We start from the raw sequence: 3,728 nt of genomic DNA, 5'->3' as shown, positions 1-3,728 counted from the left end.
TCGCGTTGCGTCGAATTGAACCACATGCTCCACCGCTTGTGCGGGCCCCCGTCAATTCCTTTGAGTTTTAACCTTGCGGCCGTACTCCCCAGGCGGGGCACTTAATGCGTTAGCTTCGGCACGGGAGGAGTGGATACCCCCTACACCTAGTGCCCATCGTTTATGGCGTGGACTACCAGGGTATCTAATCCTGTTTGCTCCCCACGCTTTCGCGTCTCAGCGTCAGTATCCGTCCAGGAGGCCGCTTTCGCCACCGGTGTTCCTCCCAATATCTACGAATTTCACCTCTACACTGGGAATTCCGCCTCCCTCTCCGGTACTCAAGCCAAGCAGTTTCAGATGCACTTCCCCGGTTAAGCCGAGGGCTTTCACATCTGACTTACAGGGCCGCCTACACGCGCTTTACGCCCAGTAATTCCGAACAACGCTTGCACCCTCCGTATTACCGCGGCTGCTGGCACGGAGTTAGCCGGTGCTTCTTCCTACGGTACCGTCAGACTCCGCGGCTTGTCACCGCGGAGCGTTCGTCCCGTCCGAAAGGGCTTTACGACCCGAAGGCCTTCTTCACCCACGCGGCGTTGCTGCGTCAGGGTTTCCCCCATTGCGCAATATTCCTCACTGCTGCCTCCCGTAGGAGTCTGGACCGTGTTCCAGTTCCAGTGTGGCTGATCATCCTCTCAGACCAGCTACCGATCGTAGCCTTGGTGAGCCGTTACCTCGCCAACTAGCTAATCGGACGCGGGCCCATCCCCCGGTGACAGCACCGGCAAGCCGGTGCGACCTTTGGCCTCAGGGTCCGAGGACCCCGTGGTCTCATGCGGTATTAGCCACCCTTTCGAGTAGTTATCCCCCGCCGAGGGGTAGGTTACCCACGCGTTACTCACCCGTGCGCCGCTTTACTCAGGGGAGTTGCCCCCCCCCTTTCTCGCTCGACTTGCATGTGTTAAGCACGCCGCCAGCGTTCGTTCTGAGCCAGGATCAAACTCTCCACTTATTTGCGATAAGCGGGAAAAACCAAAAGATCCGTACGCGCTTCGCATTCCCTGTTCAGTTTTCAAAGATCCGGTGATTCCCGGCCGCGGCTACCTCTTCGCGGGCAGACTTGCTAATCTACGAAAACATACATCTCATGTCAAGATGTTTTTTCCCGAATTTGCCGTTTGCCGCGCCCCGCGGGGAGCGCTTACCGCTACGGGAGACGAGAATATATCCGAGGCGAAATCCTCTTGCAAGGGAAAAATCCGCCGCCCCGGCGGCGCCCGTCAAAACGACAGGACGACGAACTCCTTCTTGCCGATTTTCAAGCGGATATCGCCTTTTCCCGCGAGGGCCGCGGCGGGGTCCGACGCCCTCTCCCCGTTCACTTCCAGCCCCCCCTGCGCGATCAGGCGGCGCGCGGCGGACTTCGTGTTGAACGAGGCGGACACGCGGGACACCACGGTGGCCAGGTCGGGTGCTTCCCCCAGCGTCTTCCCGTCCACCCTTCGCGCGTCGGCGGGGAACTCCCGCGCGGTGAACCGCTTCCGGAACCCTTCCTCCGCCTCCCGTCCGGCCCCCGCCCCGTGGAAGCGCGCGACCAGCTCGCGCGCGAGGGCGACCTTCGCCTCCATGGGGTGGCGGGATCCGTCGGCGATCCCCGCCTTCAAGGCGGCGAGCTCCGCGACGCGAATGTCGGACAGCAGCTCGTAGTAGGAAAGCATGAGGTCGTCGGATATCGACATCAGCTTCCCGAAGATCGTCTCCGGCGGTTCCGTGATCCCGACGTAGTTGCCGAGGCTCTTGCTCATCTTGTTCACCCCGTCGAGCCCCACCAGCAGCGGCGTGGTCATGACCACCTGCGGCTCCTGGCCGTACGCCCGCTGCAGGTCGCGTCCCACGAGGAGGTTGAACTTCTGGTCCGTCCCGCCGAACTCCACGTCGGCCCGCAGCGCCACGGAGTCGTACCCCTGGAACAGCGGGTAGAGGAATTCGTGGATCGAGATCGGGCGCTGTTCCTCGTACCGCTTCCGGAAGTCGTCCCGCTCGAGCATCCGTGCGACGGTCATCTGCGCGGCGACCCGCACCATCTCCTCGATGCGCAGGGGGGAGAGCCATTCGGAGTTGAACCGCACCTCGGTCCGGTCCGGGTCGAGGATCTTGAAGATCTGCTCCTTGTACGTGACCGCGTTCCGGTCGACGTCCTCCCGCGTGAGCGCCTTCCGGGTCTCCGATTTCCCCGAGGGGTCGCCGATCATGCCGGTGAAGTCCCCGATCAGGAAGACCACCTGGTGTCCCGCCTCCTGGAAGTGCTTCAGCTTCTGGATCAGCACCGTGTGCCCCAGGTGGAGGTCGGGCGCCGTGGGATCGAAACCCGCCTTGACGCGAAGCGGCCGCTTCTCCCTCGAGGACGCGGCGACCTTCCGGGACAGCTCCTCCCCGGAGATCACCTCGACCGTGCCGCGCCTCAAGGACCGGAGAACGTCTTCCATGGTTCCTTACCTCTCATCGTCGTTTCGGAAATGCGGAACGGCTGCACCGCGCGGCACCCGCCGTCCCCCGGGTCCAGGTCGAAGAACACTCCCGACGCCTCGGGTTCCCCGGACGCCACCTCGAACCGCGTGGGCACCTGGAAGAGGAACCGACGGAGAACCCCCTGCGGGTCCATCCCGATGATCGATCCGCGGGGGCCGCACATCCCCGCGTCGGTGATGTACCCGGTCCCCTTCGGAAGCCGTTCCGCGTCGGAGGTCTGGACGTGCGTGTGCGTTCCGGCGATCGCCGACACCCTTCCGTCGAGGTACAGCCCGAGCGCCCGCTTTTCGGAGGTCGCCTCCGCGTGGAAATCCACCACGACGCAGGCGGCCGACTTCCGGATCTCGGGGAGCGCCGCGTCGGCCCACCGGAACGGGCAGTCGTACCCGCCCATGAAGACCCTTCCGATGAGGGAGACCACCGCGTACGGCGTGCCGCTGCGGCCCCGGAAGAGGCCCCAGCCCCGCCCCTCCACGCCCGGCGGATAGTTCGCGGGGCGCAGGATCCGTTCGTCCGACCGGACCAGGGGCGCCCCCTCCTTCTTGTCCCAGACGTGGTTCCCGCCGGTCAGCACGTCCACCCCGGCGTCGAACATCTCTCGTACCGAGGCTTCCGTCATCCCCATCCCGCTGGCGAGGTTCTCCCCGTTGGCGATCACCAGGTCGACGTCCCGGACGTTCCGGAGGCGCGACAGGAACTCCGCCACGGCCTTCCGGCCGGGCTTGCCGACGACGTCTCCGAGAAACAGGACCCACATGTTATCGCGCGTACTCCACGGCGCGGGTTTCCCGGATGACGGTCACGCGGATCTGGCCGGGGTACGACAGGTCCGTCTCGACCTTCTTGGCGATGTCGCGCGCGAGCATGGTCGCCGCGTCGTCGCCGATCTTCTGGTTGTCCACGATGATCCTCACCTCGCGGCCGGCCTGGATCGCGTACGACTTCTCCACCCCCGCGAACGACTTCGCGATCGCCTCGAGGTCCTCGAGGCGCTTCAGGTAGTTGGCGAGCATCTCCCGCCGTGCGCCGGGGCGGGCGCCGGAGAGGGCGTCCGCGGCCTGGACCAGGATCGGCAGGATGTCCTTCGGCGACTCGTCCTCGTGGTGCGCCCCGATCGCGTGTACGATCCGGGCGGACTCCCCGTACTTCCGCGCCAGGTCGGCGCCGATCAGCGCATGCGGCCCTTCGACCCCGTGGGCGACCGCCTTCCCGATGTC

The 3,728-nt window shown here is 65.0% G+C and carries 3 protein-coding genes and 1 rRNA gene; all 4 read right to left on the bottom strand.

Annotation, left to right across the window (positions count from 1 at the left end; all coding sequences use genetic code 11):
* Nucleotides 1-994 (bottom strand): 16S ribosomal RNA (locus HZB86_11460); the annotation flags it as partial.
* Between the two features lie 268 nt (nt 995-1,262).
* Complete coding sequence (locus HZB86_11455; GenBank protein ID MBI5906139.1) at nt 1,263-2,468, bottom strand: tyrosine--tRNA ligase; 1,206 nt, start codon at nt 2,466-2,468, stop codon at nt 1,263-1,265.
* Nucleotides 2,444-3,268: a TIGR00282 family metallophosphoesterase gene (locus tag HZB86_11450; protein ID MBI5906138.1), complete on the bottom strand. Its 825-nt coding sequence runs from the start codon at nt 3,266-3,268 to the stop codon at nt 2,444-2,446. The genes HZB86_11455 and HZB86_11450 overlap by 25 nt, the downstream gene beginning before the upstream one ends.
* A gap of 1 nt (nt 3,269) precedes the next feature.
* Nucleotides 3,270-3,728, bottom strand: a 459-nt coding sequence (locus tag HZB86_11445; GenBank protein MBI5906137.1) for an HD domain-containing protein, incomplete at its 5' end; no start/stop codon positions are given.

Source organism: Deltaproteobacteria bacterium (assembly GCA_016234845.1).
Taxonomy (GTDB): domain Bacteria; phylum Desulfobacterota; class Deferrimicrobia; order Deferrimicrobiales; family Deferrimicrobiaceae; genus JACRNP01.
The sequence above is the reverse complement of the archived record's forward strand: the minus strand, read 5'-3'. Positions and strand labels throughout refer to the sequence as shown.